The following is a 16,584-nucleotide window of genomic DNA, read 5'->3' as shown; positions in this document are numbered from 1 at the left end:
ATATAGGGCTGCAGACACGAATTGCGCAAAGCCGCGCAGGCTTCGTTCTTGTTGATGAGGAGACCCCCACCGATGGGCACGGCCAAGACCTTCATTCTACTCGCCGCCATGACGGCCATTTTCATGGCGATCGGCTTTCTGGTGGGCGGCACGGGCGGCATGATTGTCGCGTTCGTCGTGGCTGCCGGCATGAACGTGTTTGCCTGGTGGAATTCCGACAAGATGGTGCTGCGGATGCAGGGCGCCCAGGAAGTGCTGCCCGATACACGCAATCCGATGCTGCGCGCCTTTGGCGAGGACGTGGCGCGCCTAGCGGAGAATGCCGGCCTGCCCGCCCCCCGCATCTACATCATCGACACGCCTCAGCCCAACGCCTTCGCCACGGGCCGCAACCCGAAAAACGCCGCCGTGGCGGCCACAACCGGCCTCCTTAACATGCTCAACCGCGAGGAAGTGGCCGGCGTGATGGCACATGAGTTGGCCCACGTTCAGAACCGCGACACGCTGACGATGACGGTGACGGCCACGCTGGCCGGTGCCATCGGCATGCTGGCAAACTTTGCCCTCTTCTTCGGGCGCGAGCGCACCGGGCTGATCGGCGCCATCGCCATCATGATCTTTGCACCGATGGCCGCCGCGCTGGTGCAGATGGCGATCAGCCGGTCGCGCGAATATGAGGCCGACGCGCGCGGCGCAGAAATCTGCGGCAACCCGCTCTGGCTTGCCTCGGCGCTGGAAAAGATCGAGCGCGGCGCGCGGGCCCAGATCAATCCCTATGCGGAACGTAATCCCGCCATGGCGCACATGTATATCTCCAACCCCTTGAACGGGCGCGGGGCAGACAACCTTTTCTCCACCCACCCGGCGACCGCCAACCGCGTCGAAGCCCTCCGCCGCCTGGCCGGCGAAATGGGCATCTCCGCCGCCCCTGCCCCAGCGGCGCGGTCCAGCGGGCCGTGGGGGTAAGTGAAAGCAGGCAATGGCTGGCGCTGCCCGCCTCCCCCGGTTACGGGGGAGGATGACAACCTCTATTGGAGAGCCCTGATTTGAGCGGCGCGCATATCCGGCTGGCGGCGGGCCGGCTTCTCAATCTTGTGCTCGACAAGCGGCGCACGCTGGATGACGCGATGGCGGCAGACGATGCGTTCAATGCGCTTGACGGGTCTGACCGCGCCTTTGCGCGCGCCATTGCCTCCAGCGCGCTGCGGCATCTCGGCTGGATCGACCGGGGCGTCTCCCCGTTTCTCTCCCGCCCCCTGAGCGCAACCGGCGCCGAGATCCGCGCGCTGATCCGCGCCGGGGCGGCGCAGCTCTGGTTCATGGATGTGCCGCCCCATGCGGCAGTGTCCGAGACGGTTGAGGCCGCGCGGCTCTGGTCTCCGGCCCGTTCGGGCGGAGGGTTTGTCAACGCCGCCCTGCGCCGGGTCAGCGAAAGCGACAGCCCGGCCAGCAGTCTCAGCCCCCTCGCCCTCTGGCCGGACTGGCTGGCAAGCCGCCTTGGCTCTGCCTATGGCCGCCAGACGGCCGAAGCGCTCGCCCTCGCCCAGCTGGAAGAACCCGGCCTCCACCTCTCTCCCAAGGGTGACGGCGCCCGCGTGGCAGCGGCGACCGGCGGCGCGCTGCGGCCTGATGGCGCCATCGACATCATCAGCGGCGCGGTGGAAACCTTGCCGGGCTATGCCGCGGGCGACTGGTGGGTGCAGGACGCCGCCGCGCGCATTCCGGCAAGGCTGCTCTCCCCCCAACCGGGAGAGCGCATCCTCGACCTCTGCGCCGCGCCGGGCGGCAAGACGCTGCAGCTCGCTGCGGCTGGGGCAGAGGTTACCGCGCTCGACCGCTCCCGCCCCCGGCTTGAGCGGCTGAAGGAAAACCTCGCCCGCACAGGGCTTCACGCGGACGTGATCGTGGGCGATGGGGAGGCCTGGAAGGCGCCCGCCCCCTTCCCGAAAATCCTGCTGGACGCGCCCTGCTCGGCGCTGGGCACCCTGCGCCGCCATCCCGAAGGGGCCTGGATCAAGACCGAGGCCGATGTGACCCGCTTTCCCGCCGTCCAGGCCCGTCTGCTGGCCGCAGCCACCGATATGCTCGCCCCTGGCGGCACGCTGGTTTACTGCGTCTGCACGCCGGTTCCGGCCGAGGGGGTTGAGATTGTCGAGGCCGCAATTGCGCGCGGGCCGCTGAAACGCGCGCCTGTGCTGGCCAGCGAGATTCCGGGCTTTGAAGCTTCCCTCACGCCCGCCGGGGACGTGCTGACCCTGCCATCGGCGGGACGCCAGTATGACGCCTTCTACATTGCCCGCCTGACGCGCAGCGATTGAAACCGCCCGCAACCTTTCCAAACTGTAATTCGTTCCTGAACGGAAATCTGAAACACAGTTCATATCTCATTCAGCAGCAACTGCGGTATAACCAGCCCATCGCAGGTATGCAGTGCGAAAGGAATAAACACATGACTATGGCGATCACCCCTCGGGCGAAGCCCATCAAAATGGCTGCAGGCGCTCTTGCGGCTCTGACCATGGCGCTTGCCGGTTGCGCCAGCTCCTATGGCGCAGGCACGGCTTCGCCGGGTTCTGTCGGCCAGGCTTCCACGGTTTACACCGGCTATGTGCAGTCGGTCCGCGAAGTGACCATCAAATCCGAGCGCTCGCTCATCGGCGCCGCAACCGGCGCTGTCCTCGGCGGCCTGGCAGGCTCTGAGCTGGGCGGCGGCGACAAGGCCCAGACGGCCGGCGCCATCGGCGGCGCAGTGGTCGGCGGCATCGCCGGTAACGAGGCCGGCAAGGCCATCGGCACCAAGCGCGGCTATGCCTACACCGTTCGCTTCGACAATGGCGAAGTGCGCGAAATCGTGCAGGGCGCTGACATCTACATCCAGCCGGGCACCCCGGTGAACGCCATTGCCGGCGCCGATGGCTGGAAGATCGTTCCGCGCTAAGCGCCAGCGATTCTGATCCCTCTTCGAGACAGCCGGTTGCCAATGGCAGCCGGCTGTCTTCGTTTTGGGCCCCATGGCGCGACAAAACAGGGACTTTGCGCGAAAGGCCGTTTCACAAAGCCGTAATTCGCTCTAGGGAGGGGGTATGAAACCCGTCCTGATTTCCCCTTCGATCCTTTCTGCGGACTTTGCCAAGCTGGGCGAGGAGATCCGCGCCATTGATGCGGCCGGCGCCGACATGATCCATGTCGATGTCATGGATGGCCATTTCGTGCCCAATCTCACCTTCGGCCCCCCGGTCATCGAGAAGCTGCGCCCGCACACCAAGAAACTGTTCGACGTGCACCTGATGATCGCGCCGGTTGATCCCTTTATCGAGGATTTCGCCAAGGCGGGCGCTGACATTCTCACCGTCCATCCCGAGGCCGGGCCGCACCTGCACCGCACGCTCCAGTCGATCCGCGCCGCCGGCATGCGCCCCGGCGTGGCGCTGAACCCCGGCACCCCGGCCAGCGTGATCGAGCCGGTGATCGGCGATATTGATCTGGTCCTGGTCATGTCGGTGAACCCCGGCTTTGGCGGGCAGAGCTTCATTGAAAGTCAATTGAAGAAGGTCGAGCAGCTGCGCCGCATGATCGATGCGTCGGGCCGCGATATCATTCTGGAGATCGATGGCGGCCTCAACGCCGAAACCGCACCGCGCGCCATTGCTGCGGGTGTCACAGCCATTGTCGCCGGATCTGCCGTATTCAAGGGCGGGCCGGAGGCATATGCTGCAAACATCCGGGCACTGAGGCCGCAGGTAAACGCCTGATCGCATAGTCCGAGGACGGGTCTGAAGTCTTGGCCGAGAGCGATTCTGATTTTCACGCCGACCGCACGCGCACCAGCAGCGACGATGCTGCCCTCTGGCGCCGTTTCCGGGGCGTGGTAGGCGAAGACGCCAAGGTTTCCACGCTGCAGAAGCTGAAGCTGACCGGGCACGGCCCGGACGCTTTCTCGATGCACATCTCAAACCTTCTGCCCCCGGACGACCGGCGCGGCGAAGCGCTGATGGCTGGCATCTGGCGCATCGGCCAGCAGCGCATGGTGATGGCCGGCGGTGAGGCCCCCTGGAGCCTCGAAATGCCCTCGCGCCATTTTGCAGACCGGGTGCACCGGTTCGGCTGGCTGCCCGATCTTTTCGCGCGCGGCGAAGAGGGCGCCGCCCTCGCCCGGCGTCTCACCGATGACTGGATCGAGCGGTTCGGCAAGTTCAACGGCTTTGCCTGGCGCATCGAGCCGACGGCCAGCCGCGTGTGGAACTGGATGCGCTGCGGGCCGGAGCTGTTCGAAGGGGGCAGCGCCGAGGACCGCAGCCAGCGCATCGACGCCCTCTCCCGCCAGCTGCGCTACCTGGCCGAGGTGATCGAAACCGCGCATGATCCCAAATCCCGCTGGATGGCGGCCGTCAGCCTGGTGGCCCATTCCCTCTGCCTACGGAAAGGCGCAGGCCTCAGCGAAGCGCTCGCGCGGCTGGAGGGTGAGGTTACCGCGCAGATCCTGCCTGATGGCGGCCATGTCACCCGCAGCCCGGCGCACACTCTCTCTTCCCTGCTCCACCTGCAGACGGTGGAAGAAGCGCTGATCCGCGCCCAGCGCCCGGTGCCCGACTGGATCACCAAATGGACGCCCCGCATGGGCGCCATGCTCGGCTTCTTCCGCGCCGGCGATGGCGCGCTCGACACGTTCAATGATGGCGACGAAAGCCGCGCCGAAGTGGTAGAAGCTGCCCTTTCCCGTTTCGAGACGCCGCCGCGGCGCTTTCTCTTTGCGCCCAAATCCGGTTTCCAGAAGATCGAGCGCGGAGGCCTCCGCTTTGTGCTTGATTGCGGCGAGGCCCCGCCCCGTCCGTTTGCGGAACATGCCCGCGCCGGCGCGCTCGGCTTTGAATTCTCCGACGGCCCGGCCCGCATCGTCACCTCCTGCGGCTATTCCTCCGAAGTGAATGTCGACTGGCAGGCCGCCGTGCGCCGCACCAGCGCCCACTCCACGCTGATCCTCGCCGGGCGCGACAGCTCCGCCTTCGTGCTCAACGAGGAAACGCGGATGCGTGCCGTCACCGGGCCCGAAGGCATCGCCGCCAAACGCCTGGAGGAAGCCAGCGAAATCTGGCTCGACGCTCAGCATGCCGGCTACAAGGCCTCCCACGGCCTGCTCCACCGCCGCCGCATCTTCGTCTCCGGCGCGGGCGACCGGCTCACCGGGGAAGACTCCCTCGTGCGCCCCGTGGCCCAGCCGCCGACCGACGACAAGAAGGGCGTGCCCTTCGAAATCCGCTTCCACCTCCACCCCACCATCACCGCCCATATGGGCCGCGACGCCATCCGCTTGGTCAGCGAGACGGGCGCGGTCTGGCGCTTCAAGACCAGCCATGAGGGCGCGCGCCTCGAACGCACCGCCTATCTCGCCCGCGGCGTGGTGGAAACGCCCGAACAGATCGTCCTCTCCGGCTTTGCCGACCCCAATGGCGATGGCAGCCAACCACCCAACTGCATCCGCTGGGCGTTCATCCGCGAAACAGCCGCCCCGGCGCGGCCAGACTCGGCTTGACGGCTCCGCAGGGGGTGCTAGGCCGCGCGCAGCTTTCCCAACGCCTCTGAAGGAGCAGCCCATATGTCCGGCGCCCCCGTCACCCTCCGCCGCGCGCTCATCTCCGTTTCCGACAAGACCGGCCTGATCGAGCAGGCAAAGCGCCTCGCCGCGCTCGGTGTCGAGCTTGTCTCTACGGGGGGCACCTCCAAGGCGCTGAAAGAAGCCGGCCTGGCCGTCAAAGACGTGTCAGACCTCACCGGCTTCCCCGAAATGATGGACGGCCGCGTCAAGACGCTGCATCCGGCCGTGCATGGCGGCCTCCTCTACCTGCGCGACAACCCCTCCCATGTGAAGGACGCGGCAGACCACGGCATCGGCGCCATCGACCTGATCTATGTGAACCTCTACCCCTTCGAGGCCACCGTCGCCTCGGGCGCCGACTTTGAAACCTGCATCGAGAATATCGACATCGGCGGCCCCGCCATGCTGCGCGCCGCCGCCAAGAACGGCGCCTTCGTGGCCGTCTGCACCGATGGCGGAGACGTGGACGCTGTCCTCGCGCAGGCCGAGGCAACCGGCGCCGTCTCCCCCGCCCTCCTCCGCAAGCTCGCCGCGAAAACCTACGCCCGCACCGCCGCCTATGACGCGGCTATCTCCGGCTGGTACGCCAAACAGATCGGCGAGGACGCGCCCGACTGGGCCGCCATCGGGGGCCGCCTCCAGCAATCCCTCCGCTATGGCGAAAACCCCCACCAGAAAGCCGCCTTCTACGTCACCGGCGAAAAGCGCCCCGGCGTCGCCACCGCGCGCCAGCTTCAGGGCAAGGAGCTTTCCTACAACAACATCAACGACACCGACGCCGCCTATGAGCTGATCGGGGAGCTCGGCAGCGACAAGCCCGCCGTCGCCATCATCAAGCACGCAAACCCCTGCGGCGTGGCGCTGGGCGCGAGCATCATCGAAGCCTACAAGGCGGCCCTGGCCTGCGACCCGACCTCCGCCTTCGGCGGTATCGTGGCGCTCAACCGCCCGCTGGACGAGGAAACGGCGAAAGTCATCACGGAGATCTTCACCGAAGTCGTCATCGCCCCGGGCGCGGACGCGGCGGCCGAAGCGATCTTCGCCAGGAAGAAAAACCTCCGCCTCCTGATCACCGATGGCCTGCCAGATCCCGCCGCACAGGGCACCTTCGTGAAGACCGTCGCCGGCGGCTTCCTCCTGCAGGACCGCGACGCAGGCCGTATCCATAAAGAGGATCTGCAGGTCGTCACCAAGCGCGCGCCGACCGCGCAGGAGCTGGAAGACATGATTTTCGCCTGGCGCGTGGCCAAGCACGTGAAATCCAACACCATCGTCTATGCGAAAGACGGCGTCACCGCCGGCGTGGGCGCCGGCCAGATGAGCCGCATCGATAGCGCCCGCATCGCCGCCCGCAAAGCCGTCGACGCCCAGGAAACCGCCGGCTGGACAGACCCGCGCACCAAAGGCTGCGTTGCCGCCTCCGACGCCTTCTTTCCGTTCGCGGACGGTCTCCTCCAGGCCGCCAGCGCCGGCGCCACCGCCGTCATCCAACCCGGCGGCTCAATCCGCGACGACGAAGTGATCGCGGCAGCGGACGACGCGGGCCTCGCGATGGTGTTCACAGGGATGCGGCACTTCAGGCATTGAGCCGATAATTGCAGCAAGTTATTTGTTGACAAGTTGCAAAGACATCCCGCATCGATTGCATATCGATAAGGGTAAGCATGCATGTCAGCATCAGTCTTCTGCAATAAAATAAGAAATAGGCCTTCTCGGAATCTGCGTTACCTGTGGCACTTCACAGATAGACGGAATATTCCCACAATAAAAGAAAGGGGGCTACTAAGCCTACGGACGATTAAGAAAAACAAATTATGCGTTGTTCATGGCGGCAACAGTTGGAGCCACCAAGCCGACGAACGCTTTGGCTTGGACGCTTACGTTCATCTTTGTTTCTTCGATCAACATCGCATGGAGTATATCGCAAGAACGGAAGGGAGGATTGGTGAGTCCGTTTTTTTGGGCATCAGCCCTGACGTGGTCAAAAAGCCTGGATCGAAATTCTGCCCTGGAATCGCGAACAAGGTCGGCATACCCAGTTATGATATTGCCGCATTGAAATACGACGAAGCAGACTTCGAGATGCTCTTTTCCTTTGTGCCTTGGGGACTAAACCGATCACGATTGGAAGAGACAAAAAAATATCAACTCCTCATTCCCGATCAGATCGAACCAGAATATATACTATTTTAAATGGCGAACAGACCAGTCTTCCTGCCAATCGAAAAAAAGGGACCGCTATTTCGAGAGGTCTCGATAGAATTTGACTGGCACAAAGGAATGGCGCCAAGCCAAAAAAGGAAAAACGTAGTTGAACTGCACGTAGCTGCTCAAGCTGTCGGTATATCTCCAATTCTTGAGGTTTCGACGAAATCCGACCTAGAGCTAGGCCGAAGACTAAGCGCATTTCGGCTAGATGTTGAGCTCCACGGCATCAGATCAAAAATCGAATGCGTGTATCAAGCAAGCAAGGTCTTTGAAAAAGGCGGACCATTTCCAGAACTTGTTGAAGTCGAACCTATTATTGCCAAACGGTTCTTCAAAGAGAAGAGCCTAGGCCTTATTACACACTTCGAGTTTCGTGGGGTAAGGTACAAAAATCGCCCATTTCATGCTTACTATGATTGGCTGTTCGTGCGCGCACTTAGTCCGCATCAGGAGTTTTTGAAAAAAACCCTTGCTGAATTTGAAGGCTACTCTGACATCGAGTTTAACCCTTCAAAGTCTATCAATACCCAAGCCAGATCTGTAGCAATCTTTCACTCGCTTCTGTCACGAGGCGACTTGAGCAAAGCGCAGGATGACTATTTGTTTTTCCAAAGCAGCTTGGAAAAAAATGAAAAAAAACACTCTACCCAAATTCATCTAGGATTCGACTAGGCCCACCGCTAATTGCAAGCGTAGGGTGGGTTGAGGCGTAGCCGATACCCACCGGGCTGCGGCGACGCGAGACGCGAGGTGGTGGATATCGACCCGCTTTCGCGGGCCTCGACCCGCCCTGCGGTTATCACGGGTACGGAGCATAAGGCCCTCACCTCCCACGCCCTGCGGGCGCGGGCCCCTCCTCTCCCTCGGGGAGAGGAGGGGCCCATTGCGGAGCAATGGGAGGTGAGGGTCTGCAACAGCGAGGATAATACCCGCCCTATCCAACACCCCCGCACACCCAGATGCGCCGCAACACCGGGCATCACGAAAATAATCCCGCCTCCTTATCCGCCCGGGTCCCCCACGCCCCCAAATTACACGCATCCTCCCCACAGGAGCCGCGCCGGTACCGTTCGGTTTGGGGGGAGGGTCGCCCCGGAGGATGGGAGGCGGCGGGAGTAACGGCCCGCAACCTTTCTAGGGACGTTGATCCAGGCAAGCCGGAGCAAAAAGCCGGTAGAGAATCCCGACTGGCCCGCCTTCCCCGCAAGGAGAAGGTCACGAGAGTGAGGGTAAGTGGTCAAGGCCTGGCAGCGCCGAAGTCATCCCGAAAACTGCCCGAAACTCCGGGGGCAGCGCGGCGGGCGAAAGCGCCCACACCGCAAACACTTTTTTCCTTGGGCGCCGCGGCGCCCGCCGCGCAGGCTCCACTCGCGAGCCACAAGAACTGATCAGACCCCGGATGGCAACCGCCAGTCCGGATACAGACGTATGCCCTCCCCTTCGTCACCCTCGATGGCCGCAGGCCATCTGAGGGCCCATCTCCGGCGCGTCTCCGTGCAGGGTGCTGAAATAGAGAACGCTCCCGATGACACGGGAAGGCCGGGACCTGTGACGGGGCGGGAGATGGGCCCTCAGATGGCCTGCGGCCATCGAGGGTGACGAGACCAAAAGCCGGCGCCCAAGAGGCCTGACGCCTCCACGAGCAAGGCGAAGGCGGTGAGCGGGACCAGAAATCGCACTGCGATTTCCCCGCGAACGCGCTGAGCCTGCAAGGCTCAGCAATAGCCGCGAGCAATCTAATCAAGCGCCCCGATATAGGGCAGGCCGCGATAGCGCCCCTTGTCGTCCATGCCGTAGCCGACGAGGAAGCGGCCCGGCGCGTCGAAGGCGCAATAGTCCACGCCCATCTCGCCGCGCGGCGCCCAGGGCTTCTGCGTCAGCGCCACGGTGATCACCTCGCGCGCGCCCTTGGCAATCAGATGCTGCTTGGCGAAATCCAGTGTACGGCCGGTATCGAACACATCATCGATCAGCAGGATGCCGCGCCCCTCCACATTCCGCGCAATATCGGCGCGCACCACCACCCGGCCCGAGCTTTCGCGGGCATCGCGGTAGCTCTCCAGCCACATCACATCCAGCACGGGGTGAATGTCGCGGCGGGCCAGCGCCTTCATCAGATCGCTGGTGAAGGGCGTTGCCCCGATGAGGATGGACACGGCGGTCCACTCCCCGCCCGCAAGGCGCGGGGCCAGGCGCCCGGCCAGTTCGTCCACGCGGGCCATCAGCTCGGCCTCGGGCAGGATCACATCAATCCTCGGCAACTCGGTCATCAGCCCGGCGCTCCTTCCTCGATCAGGTCTTCCGTGGGCGGCAGAGGGGGCGCCGCCTCCTCGATCACCTCTTCCGGCGGGGTCTCGGCCGGTGGCTCGGTGGGCACGGCAGAGCGGTCCACAAAGCTCAGCTCGATCTCATAGCTCTCGATGGGGGTGGGCTCGACCACCACGCCGAACTGGCCGGCCGCGCCCGGCTCCAGCTCCACCGGGGTGACATAGCTGTAGCGCGTGGCAACGATCTCTCCGCCCTCGTCCTTCAGGTCCACCCGCACGCCGGGGGTCTCGATCACGGTCTTGGCCACATTCACCGCCCGGCCGGTCACGGTGACGATGGGGATGGTGTCGTTGAAGGTGCGGGTGTGGACGATGCCGTCAAACTCAAGGCCGAAGCGGTTCACCTCCAGGCCGAACAGGCGGTAGGCGGCGGCCGATTGCGGCCAGGCTTTGACCACCTCATTGCGGAAGAAGAAGAAGGCAGCCGTCAGCGCAATGAAGATCATCCCGATGATCAGCCAGGACATCAGCGCGGCCCAGCGGCTCTTCTCGCGGCGCGATTCGCGCATCTTCTCGCGGTAAAGCTCATGCGGGGCGGGGACCGCCGGGCGGTCTTCGGCCAGGTGGGCGGGCTGCACAAACCAGGAATGACCGCAGCTGGCACACTTAACAGTGCGCCCACTTTCACCGATTGTTGAGTCATCGGCGAAATAATGGGTTCCGCAGGAAGGACAGGTAAGGATCATGGCCCGAAGTCTTCCCCGCAATTCGCCCCGTTCGTTGAACCCGCAAACACCGGACGCGCCCCAGATATGACCCAGCTACGCCCGGACATTTTCGACGAAGCGGCCGTCCGCCTCGACGCGGTGACGCTTCGCTATGATGCGTCAGGTGAAATCCTTAGCGGGATTGATCTCGCACTGAAACCCGGCTCGTTCAGCTTCCTCACCGGTGCTTCGGGGGCGGGCAAGTCCAGCCTGCTGAAGCTGCTTTATCTGGCACGTCCGCCCAGCACGGGCGAAGTCTCGCTGTTTGGGCGGCCAACCAGCCGGCTGACACGGGACCAGCTCTCGGCCATGCGCCGCCGGATTGGCGTCGTGTTCCAGGAATTCCGCCTGCTGGGCCATCTCACCGCCTATGAAAACGCCGCCCTGCCCCTGCGCGTCATGGGCCGGAAAGAGGCGCAATACCGCACCGATGTGGAGGAATTGCTCGCCTGGGTGGGCCTTGGCGAGCGGATGCACAAACGGCCGGAAACCCTCTCGGGCGGGGAGCAGCAGCGCGTCGCCATCGCCCGCGCCGTGGTTACCCAGCCCGACCTGCTGATCGCCGACGAGCCGACCGGAAACGTTGACCCCGAAATGGGCGCCCGCCTGATGCGCCTCTTCATCGAGCTCAACAAGCGCCTGGGCACCACAGTGATCATCGCCAGCCATGATCTGGGGCTGATCCGGCAAGTGGACGCGCCGGTCTATCACCTGGCCAATGGCCTCTTGGCCCGAACCACGCCCGAGCCCGGCAAGACGGCCCGGCGCCGGGGGGATGGCATTGAAATCAAGGCGGAAGAAGAATGAAGCGCGGCGAAACCTCTCTCCTGCCGCTGGAAGACGCCCGCGAAGCGGCTCTGTTCTTCGTCGTCGGCGCGCTGTGCTTCCTCGCCGCGCTGGCGGCGCTGACGGCGAAATCCACTTATGGCGCAGCCCGCGCCTGGACCGCCGAAGTGGAAGGCGAATACACGGTCTCCCTATCGGATGCCGCCCCGCAGGACGCGCAGGCCGCCACCCTGCTGGTGCAGTCGATTGAGGGCGTGAGTGGCGCGCGCCTTCTCTCAGAAGCGGAGATTTCGGCCCTGCTGGAGCCGACCTTCGGCAGCCGGGGCCTGCCGGCAGACCTGCCGGTGCCCCGCCTGATCGCCGTCACCGCTGCGCCGGAGGCGGGCGATATCGGCCGCGCCCTGACCGCCGCGCTGGAGAATGCGGGCTATACGGCCGCCGTCGATTCCCATTCTGCCTGGGCGGGCGATGTGCGCCGGATGTTGGGCACGGCCCGGATGGTGGCCTTCGGCATTGTCGCTCTGCTGGCCTCCACCGCCATTGCCGTCATCGCCTTTGCCACTCATGCCGCCCTGCTCGCCCGGCGCGATATTGTCGATGTGCTGCACATTGCCGGGGCACGGGACCGGTTCATTGCGCGCCTGTTCGAGCGGCGCTTCTGGCTGCTGGGCCTGCGGGCGGGCACGGTTGGCGCGCTCGTGGCCCTGGCCTCCGTGGCCCTGCTGATCGCGATTGCCCGGTCGAGCGGAAACCGGTCTGGCCTGTTGCCCGAACTGACGCTGGACTTTCCCGACCTCGCCATTCTGGTGATCACGCCGATCATTGCGGGGCTCGCCTCCCGCATCGCGGCCGGGGTTACGGTGATGCGGGCCCTGAAATCGGTGATGTAGCGCCTGGCTAGTGACGGGCAGGCGGAACGCCGCTACAGCGCGGATATGATGGCAATTCGATCCTACCTGTTCGTGGCCTGGCTCTATGGCTGGATGGCCATCTGCGGCATCCTCTACCTGCCGACAGTGGTGATGCCGCGCGTGGTGGCGCAGCGCGCCATCCGGCTCTACGCCCAGATCATCCGGGTGGGCCTCAAGCTGATCTGCAATATCGACACCGAAATCCGCGGCCGCGAGCATATTCCGCAAGGGCCGTTCATCTACGCCGGCAAGCATCACTGCATGCTGGACATTTTCATTCCCTTCATCGTCACCTCAGACCCGGCCATCGTGCTGAAGCGGGAGCTGCTGTTCTACCCCTTCCTCGGCTGGTACGCCCTGAAAACAAAGATGATCCCGATCGACCGGGCTGGCACCTCCAAGACGCTGAAGGCCATTGTCGCCGCTGCCAGAGAGCGCGTCGAAAAAGGGCGGGCCGTGGTGATCTTCCCGGAAGGCACCCGCACCGCCCCCTATTCCGAACCAGCCTATCAACCAGCGGGCATTTCCGCCCTCAACAAGGCGCTGGACCTGCCCATCGTGCCGGTGGCGACCAATGCGGGCCTCTGCTGGCCGGCGCGCGGCACACGGCGCAAACCCGGCAAGATCATCTACGAAATCCTACCCCCCATCCCGGCGGGGCTTGACCGCAAGGCCCTGATGCCACGTCTTGAAGACGTGTTGGAGACCACCTCCAACAAGCTGCTTGAGGAAGGCGCCGCCGTGCAGAAGGAAAAGCTGGGATGACTGCGCCGAGCCGCCGCCGGCTGAAAACAGCCTGCGAGCGCCTCGCCGGGGCAGACCCCGCCCTTGCCCGCGCCTATGAGAGCCTCGGCGTTCCCGCCTGGCGCGCCAGCGAGCCCGGATACGGCATGCTCGGCCGGATGATCGCGCACCAGCAGCTCTCCACCAAGGCCGCCGCCACCATCTGGGGGCGGGTTGAGGCCTTCCTCGGCGAGGTGACGCCCGAAACCCTGCTCGCCGCAGACCCGGACGCGCTGCGCGCCTGCGGCCTCTCGCGCCCGAAAGTGGCTCATCTTACCTCGATTGCGCAGGCGATGGTGACCGGAGAGCTGAACCTCGCCCGTGTCTGCGCCGCTGACCTTGATTCGGCACGCGCCGAGCTGGTTTCGGTGCGCGGGATCGGCCCATGGACAGCAGAATTGTTCCTGCTCTACGCCGTCGGCGCGATGGACGCTTTCCCGATTGCCGATGTTGGCCTGATGGAAGCGCACAAACAGCTCGGCGGCTATGAAATCCGCATGGAATCAAAGATATTCACCCAGCATGCAGAGATCTGGCGGCCCCATCGCGGGGTTGCGGCCCACCTGCTCTGGGGGTGGCTGAATGCCGAGCGGGCACGGGACGCCGCGCCCTCAGCCTGATCCTGCGCAGCGCAGGGGCCTTGCGTTCAGCCTGCGCTGTCATAATCTTATTATGGGAATCGCCTAAACGGATGGCGAACAAAGCCGCAAGGAGCGCGCGTCTTCAGCACGATCAAACTGGATCTTGCCCATCAGGGCCACACCGGAGGGAACCATGGCTGAAATCATCACCACCCCGCCGACTGGCCGCCCCGCTCTCGTCCTGAACGCTGATTTCAGGCCGCTTTCCTATTATCCGCTGTCGCTCTGGCCCTGGCAGGAAGTGATCAAGGCGGTGTTCCTGGACCGCGTCGATATCATTGCCGAATATGACTATGTGGTGCGCAGCCCCAGCCGGGAAATGCGGCTGCCCTCAGTCATCGCCCTGCGCGATTTCGTGCGCCAGGACCGCGCGCCCGCCTTCACCCGCTTCAACGTGTTCCTGCGCGACGGCTTCAAATGCGCCTATTGCGGCGCGCATGACAACCTGACCTTCGATCACGTCATCCCCCGCTCGCGCGGCGGGCGCACGACCTGGGACAATATCGTCACCGCCTGCAGCCCCTGCAATCTTGCCAAGGGCGGCAAGCTGCTGCGCGATAGCGGGCTGGACCTTCAGCACCGCCCGTTCCGGCCGAACAATTTCCAGCTTCAGGACATCGGCCGGAAATTCCCGCCGAACTATCTGCACGAAACCTGGATGGACTATCTCTACTGGGACGTGGAACTGGAAGGCTGATCGGCCACCGGACACCCGCCCCAGTCGAACCGCCAGGCGCGGAAATGCACCGGATCGCCATTTGAATAGTTGAGCGCGTAGCGGGGTGGCCCTTCGGTGAGGCAGAGGCCCAGCGTTTCGGCCTGCGCACGCAGATGGGCGGCCTCTTCCAGGATCGGCGGCTCCGCCTTCCGGTCCTCGAAGTTCAGAAGATAGACCACCGGATAGGCCGCCTCATCCGCTGGCAGATCAAGCGGCGTCTGCGGCGGGTGCAGGTTCTGCGTGCCCAGCGAGAGCACATAGGAGGGCTCTGCATAGCCAAGCGCCAGAATGCGCGCCGGCGTCTTCACGTCGCAGCCCGCATCCTCGCCCGGAACCCCGCACACATCTTCCAGCGCCAGCCGGGCCGTCTCTGTCGGCTGCACCCAGATTTGGCTCGGCAGCATGAAGATGCGCACATGCCAACCGATAGCGACGCTTGAGAGGACGGCCATGGTGATCGCTGCGCCCATGCGCAGACGCGCTGATTCCACCAGCGCCAGCCCCGCCAGCGCAAAGCCTGCGGCCCAGAGCCAGAGCGGGAAGTCTCGATAATCCGCCCAGGAGGCGAGCACCTCTTCCTTCGAAACGGTGGTGAAATCCCCTGCCGTCTCGGCCATGAAATAGCTCGTCACACCGGGATAGGAGACCGCCAGCAGGAGGATCGCCCCCAGCGCAAAGGTCACCATGCCCAGCCCGCGCGCCAGCGGCATCTTCATCCCGTCCATCATCTGCACGGCGGCGTAACCACACAGCAGGCCAAAGGCCGGATAGGCGGGCAGAATGTAATGGCTGAGCTTGGTGGGCAGCAGCTCGAAGAAGAGCCAGGTCGGCACACCCCAGGCGAGCAGGAATTTGAGGCCCGCCGTGCCATGGCCCAGCGCGGTGAGCGTTTCGCCGCGCAAGGCCCGGCGGGTGGCCACAATCGCCGGGATCAGCAGGAGGCTCGCAGGGAAAAACCAGGCCGGAATGTGTGCCAGATGATAGCCGGGAAGGCCGCCATGGCCTTCGGAGGCGCCGACGAACTTGTCTTTCAGATCCTTGCCGACCGCGCCCTGCACATAGAGACCGTCCGTGGCCATCTGTATCCAGATCAGCCAGGGCAGAACCAGCGCAACGAAGACCACCGGGCCAGGCCACCAGAGCAGCACGCGCCACCAGTCTCCGCCCCGCCCGGTCTTCAGCCGGTCCCACAGCCACACGCCAACACCGGCATAGGCGGCTACCATCGGCGTTACCGGCCCCTTGATGAGAAAGCCTGCGCCCATCGTGACCCAGAAGAGAAGCGCCATGGCCTTCGATTGGGACTTCTCGACATAGAGGCGCACCAGCGCCCCGATTCCCAGCGTGGTGAGGAAGACGAGCATCCCGTCCGTCTTCGAAATATGCGCTTCAGACGTCAGCAGCAGGGTGGCCCCGAACAGGGCTGAGCCGAGAAAGCTCGCCCGCCGCCCGATGAGGGGGATACCCGCCCAGAAACAGGCGATTGTGCCAAAGGCCGCGCCCAGCCAGCTCGGCACCCGGTAGGTCCAGATCTCGTTGGCTTCCGGGCCGGTGAAGATCGCGGTGGAGGCTGCCTGCAGCCAGTGGATGCCCGCCGGCTTCTTGTTGCGCAGCTCGTCCTGGTACTGGATGAGGATGTAGTTATCCTCCTCCAGCATCTCCTTGGAGGCCTGCGCGAAGCGGCTCTCGTCCCGGTCGAGCGCGGGCAGCAGGAATATGCCCGGCGCAGCGGCGCCAAAGGTGATCACGAAGAGAAGAACCCAGGCTTTCCAGCCTGTCGAGAGACGGTCAAGCAGTGTCATGGGCAGGGTAATAGCGCTGGATTTCCCGTTCGTCTTGCAGAATTGGCGGCAGGCATTTTGGACACACCCCCGCGGAAATGCGGGCCAGCGGCGGCCCCCATGCCATCC

At 64.5% G+C, this 16,584-nt stretch carries 16 protein-coding genes and 1 pseudogene; 13 read left to right on the top strand and 4 right to left on the bottom strand.

The window, feature by feature from the left end; all coding sequences use genetic code 11:
• Positions 1–72 precede the first annotated feature (72 nt).
• The 8 genes from htpX to ACQKI2_RS03550 all read left to right on the top strand — a co-directional run bounded on the left by htpX (position 73) and on the right by ACQKI2_RS03550 (position 8,473).
• Positions 73–966 carry a zinc metalloprotease HtpX gene (gene htpX, locus ACQKI2_RS03585; protein WP_427378352.1) on the top strand — a complete coding sequence of 298 codons (894 nt, stop codon included), beginning with the start codon at positions 73–75 and terminating at the stop codon, positions 964–966.
• An 80-nt stretch (positions 967–1,046) separates the two neighbouring features.
• Positions 1,047–2,318: an RsmB/NOP family class I SAM-dependent RNA methyltransferase gene (locus ACQKI2_RS03580; protein ID WP_427378351.1), complete on the top strand. Its 1,272-nt coding sequence runs from the start codon at positions 1,047–1,049 to the stop codon at positions 2,316–2,318.
• Between the two features lie 170 nt (positions 2,319–2,488).
• Positions 2,489–2,938, top strand: coding sequence for a glycine zipper 2TM domain-containing protein (locus ACQKI2_RS03575; protein WP_427378350.1), 450 nt, complete (start codon positions 2,489–2,491; stop codon positions 2,936–2,938).
• 145 nt (positions 2,939–3,083) lie between these two features.
• On the top strand, positions 3,084–3,752 hold the full coding sequence (gene rpe, locus ACQKI2_RS03570) for a ribulose-phosphate 3-epimerase (RefSeq protein WP_114106868.1): 669 nt from the start codon (positions 3,084–3,086) through the stop codon (positions 3,750–3,752).
• A 29-nt stretch (positions 3,753–3,781) separates the two neighbouring features.
• Positions 3,782–5,530, top strand: a complete 1,749-nt coding sequence (locus tag ACQKI2_RS03565; RefSeq protein WP_427378349.1) for a heparinase II/III family protein — start codon at positions 3,782–3,784, stop codon at positions 5,528–5,530.
• Between the two features lie 63 nt (positions 5,531–5,593).
• Positions 5,594–7,180, top strand: a complete 1,587-nt coding sequence (gene purH / locus ACQKI2_RS03560) for a bifunctional phosphoribosylaminoimidazolecarboxamide formyltransferase/IMP cyclohydrolase (protein ID WP_427378348.1) — start codon at positions 5,594–5,596, stop codon at positions 7,178–7,180.
• Between the two features lie 81 nt (positions 7,181–7,261).
• On the top strand, positions 7,262–7,786 hold the full coding sequence (locus ACQKI2_RS03555) for a DarT ssDNA thymidine ADP-ribosyltransferase family protein (RefSeq protein WP_427378347.1): 525 nt from the start codon (positions 7,262–7,264) through the stop codon (positions 7,784–7,786).
• The gene (locus ACQKI2_RS03550) at positions 7,787–8,473 is read left to right on the top strand and encodes a DarT1-associated NADAR antitoxin family protein (protein WP_427378346.1); all 687 of its coding nucleotides are present in this window, start codon (positions 7,787–7,789) and stop codon (positions 8,471–8,473) included.
• Between the two features lie 1,064 nt (positions 8,474–9,537).
• Here ACQKI2_RS03550 and ACQKI2_RS03545 read toward each other — a convergent pair.
• From ACQKI2_RS03545 to ACQKI2_RS03535, 3 genes and pseudogenes are all read right to left on the bottom strand, one after another.
• On the bottom strand, positions 9,538–10,071 hold the full coding sequence (locus ACQKI2_RS03545; RefSeq protein ID WP_427378345.1) for a phosphoribosyltransferase: 534 nt from the start codon (positions 10,069–10,071) through the stop codon (positions 9,538–9,540).
• Positions 10,071–10,706, bottom strand: a complete 636-nt coding sequence (locus ACQKI2_RS03540; protein WP_427378364.1) for an FxLYD domain-containing protein — start codon at positions 10,704–10,706, stop codon at positions 10,071–10,073. Before ACQKI2_RS03540 ends, ACQKI2_RS03545 begins: the two co-directional genes overlap by 1 nt.
• 12 nt (positions 10,707–10,718) lie before the next feature.
• Positions 10,719–10,814: pseudogene (locus ACQKI2_RS03535) on the bottom strand (MJ0042-type zinc finger domain-containing protein); the annotation flags it as partial.
• A 66-nt stretch (positions 10,815–10,880) separates the two neighbouring features.
• Here ACQKI2_RS03535 and ftsE point away from each other — a divergent pair.
• The 5 genes from ftsE (at position 10,881) to ACQKI2_RS03510 (ending at position 14,653) form a co-directional block, all read left to right on the top strand.
• The gene (ftsE, locus tag ACQKI2_RS03530; RefSeq protein WP_427378344.1) at positions 10,881–11,642 is read left to right on the top strand and encodes a cell division ATP-binding protein FtsE; all 762 of its coding nucleotides are present in this window, start codon (positions 10,881–10,883) and stop codon (positions 11,640–11,642) included.
• Positions 11,639–12,511: a cell division protein FtsX gene (locus ACQKI2_RS03525; RefSeq protein WP_427378343.1), complete on the top strand. Its 873-nt coding sequence runs from the start codon at positions 11,639–11,641 to the stop codon at positions 12,509–12,511. Before ftsE ends, ACQKI2_RS03525 begins: the two co-directional genes overlap by 4 nt.
• A gap of 45 nt (positions 12,512–12,556) precedes the next feature.
• On the top strand, positions 12,557–13,297 hold the full coding sequence (locus tag ACQKI2_RS03520) for a lysophospholipid acyltransferase family protein (RefSeq protein ID WP_427378342.1): 741 nt from the start codon (positions 12,557–12,559) through the stop codon (positions 13,295–13,297).
• Complete coding sequence (locus tag ACQKI2_RS03515; RefSeq protein ID WP_427378341.1) at positions 13,294–13,935, top strand: DNA-3-methyladenine glycosylase family protein; 642 nt, start codon at positions 13,294–13,296, stop codon at positions 13,933–13,935. Before ACQKI2_RS03520 ends, ACQKI2_RS03515 begins: the two co-directional genes overlap by 4 nt.
• Positions 13,936–14,089: 154 nt before the next feature.
• Entirely contained in the window at positions 14,090–14,653 is a 564-nt protein-coding gene (locus ACQKI2_RS03510) for an HNH endonuclease (protein WP_427378340.1), read from the top strand.
• On the opposite strand, the gene ACQKI2_RS03505 is transcribed toward ACQKI2_RS03510, so the two are convergent.
• The gene (locus ACQKI2_RS03505) at positions 14,626–16,476 is read right to left on the bottom strand and encodes an ArnT family glycosyltransferase (RefSeq protein WP_427378339.1); all 1,851 of its coding nucleotides are present in this window, start codon (positions 16,474–16,476) and stop codon (positions 14,626–14,628) included. The genes ACQKI2_RS03510 and ACQKI2_RS03505 overlap by 28 nt on opposite strands.
• Between the last annotated feature and the right edge of the window lie 108 nt (positions 16,477–16,584).

The sequence above is a fragment of the Hyphomonas sp. NPDC076881 genome (assembly GCF_050269995.1).
Taxonomy (GTDB): Bacteria; Pseudomonadota; Alphaproteobacteria; order Caulobacterales; family Hyphomonadaceae; genus Hyphomonas.
Note: the sequence above shows the minus strand (reverse complement) of the source record. Positions and strands in the feature narration are given on the sequence as shown.